This is a genomic window from Thiolapillus sp., from assembly GCF_048562965.1.
GTDB classification, from domain to species: domain Bacteria; phylum Pseudomonadota; class Gammaproteobacteria; order Chromatiales; family Chromatiaceae; genus Thiolapillus; species Thiolapillus brandeum_A.
Map to the genome: position 1 here is coordinate 1 of NZ_JBHNMF010000484.1, position 2505 is coordinate 2505.

Here is a 2505-nt window from a genome sequence, read left to right on the forward strand (position 1 = left end):
CAATAGCAGATGATTGTTTTTACAAGAAGAAAGTGTGTGATATAGCACACAAGCTGTGTCGTATGGCGCAACTGCCGAAGCGTTCTCTTCCTTGCTTCCGGGTAACAGCCTGATTTGTGGGTGGTCTTTCGAATGGCATAAGAATTGCACTATATGCTGAAGTTTTAACCTCCAACTTATTGAGACTGACAGCCAATGAAAAAGAAGCAGATTCTTCCCTTTGTGATTTGCAGCAGTCTGTGTGCCACTGGTGTGGCCGCTGACCAGGAAGACAAGAAAGAAGATACCGAAGCAATGCCGGAAATGGTGGTGCAGGGCACGCGCCTCAATGATATCAGCGGCAAGGAAGTAAAATCTGCTGACCTGGCGGAAGCCCTGGCAAAGAAATCAGCTTCTGTTTCCCTGGTGCGCCGCAGTGGCATTGCCAATGACATCATCCTGCGTGGCCAGAAGAAGGACAACATCAATATTCTCATTGATGGTGGCAAGATCTACGGTGCCTGCCCCAACCGCATGGATCCGCCCACCTCCCATATTCTGACCAACAACATCGAATCTGTGGAGATCACCGAAGGCCCCTACGACGTGGAGAACTTCGGCACACTCAGCGGTGCGGTGAAGATCACCACCAAGGAACCGGAAGAGGGCATGCACGGCGAGGTCAGCCTCAATGTGGGCAGCTGGAATTACCTGAAAGGCGCTGCGACTTTGACAGGGGGCACCGATCGTGTGCGCGCTATGGCCAGCATTTCCAGGGAAAGCAGTGATCAGTACGAAGATGGCGACGGCAATGACTTTGCCGAGCAGATCGAGAACTATGATCCAACCAGCAAGGGACGGTATCAGGACAAATACCGGGATCTGGAGGCCTATGAAAAATCCACTTTCATGGGAAAACTGTTCGTGGATATTACCGAGAACCAGGAACTCAAGCTGAGCTACACCGCCAACCGCAGTGATGATGTGCTGTATCCTTCCAGTCCCATGGATGCCATCTACGACGATTCCGATATTTTTGATGTGCAATATGTCATCAGCGATCTGGGAATCTGGTCGCGGGAGCTGAGCTTTCAGTATTACAACTCCCAGGTGGACCATCCCATGTCCAACCGCTACCGCCTTTCCTCCGGCCCAGGTTCCGTGAATGAGAAGACCCACCACCTGGAAACCGAGATGCAGGGCGCCAAGGTTAAAAATAGCTGGGATCTGAGCGATGGCACGGTCATGACCGTGGGGCTGGATTTCAGCCGCCGTAACTGGGATGGCGCCTTCGAGGGCAAAGGCATGGCTGCCAAGATCGATGGCTTCGTCAGTATCGATGATGTGGATACGGACAATGCCGCCATCTTTGTCGAGGCGGAAAAGAATATCGAAAGCTTCAACCTGAAGCTGGGTGCCCGTTATGATGACACCACCATCGAACCCGCCGGGACACAGCCTTCCAACGATTATTCAGCACTCAGTGCTTTTGCCTTCGGTACCTATGGGCTGCAGGATGGCCTGAAACTGTTCGGTGGTGTGGGGCGTTCCGCACGTGTACCGGATGCCCGTGAACTCTACCTGCGATTCCCCACGGCGGGCGGCGTGCTTATCGGCAACCCTGATCTGGATCAGGTGATCAATACCGAAATCGATCTTGGCATGGAACTGAATGCCGGTTCCCTGTATATCAAGCCCAAGGTTTTCTACAGCTGGCTGGGTGACTTCATCGTCTACAATGACAGTAAAATGATGCGCCGCTTCGACAATGTGGATGCGACCCTTTATGGTTTCTCCGTTGATGGCTCCTGGAATTTCACTGACCAGATTTACCTGGATTTTGGCCTGGCCTGGCAGCGCGGCGAGAAAGACAAAGCGCAACCCGGACAGACAGACAGGGATTTGCCGGAGATTCCGCCTCTCAAGGGTACTCTGGCGCTCAACTGGGAGTACCTGGATGACAGCCTGGCGCGTGCCGAAGTGGTGGCTGCCGACAACTGGACCCGCTATGACGCAGACAATGGTGAACAGGAGCTCGACAGCTGGGCCGTTCTCAACCTGAAGGTGGACCATGCGCTCACCAAGAACATCAATCTGGTGCTGGGTGTGGACAATGTGTTCGATGAAACCTATGCCGTCAGCAACACCTACAAGGACCTGACCCTGCTGGAAGGCGGCGGCGGTGATGTGATTCTGATGAACGAACCCGGAAGGTACTTCTACTTGAACGCAGCCTACCGGTTCTAAGACATTCTTTTCCGGCGACCGCATCCGTTGCGGCGCAAGGAAAGATGGTCAGAATGTTTTCCGGGCAAATTGGCCTGCAGTCTCTGCTGCGGGCCTTTCCTTTTGATCTGCGGCAATAAAGTTCAATTGAAGCAACAATACAAGTGTCAACAGCACTATATTTAACTGAAGTTTCCCAGAAATTATTCAAGCCACCATGCGCAGCAGCACAGTGACCAGAGAATTTCCGGGGGGATTGCCGGGTTTGGGGCAAACCCTGGCAAAATTCTCATCCAAAGC

The 2505-nt window shown here is 52.9% G+C and carries 1 protein-coding gene; it reads left to right on the top strand.

The annotated features are described in order from the left end of the window. Positions 1–195 precede the first annotated feature (195 nt). Positions 196–2226 (top strand): TonB-dependent receptor plug domain-containing protein, encoded by a 2031-nt coding sequence (locus ACOCD2_RS16665; RefSeq protein ID WP_293649795.1) that lies wholly within the window; start codon positions 196–198, stop codon positions 2224–2226. The last annotated feature ends 279 nt before the right edge of the window (positions 2227–2505 follow it).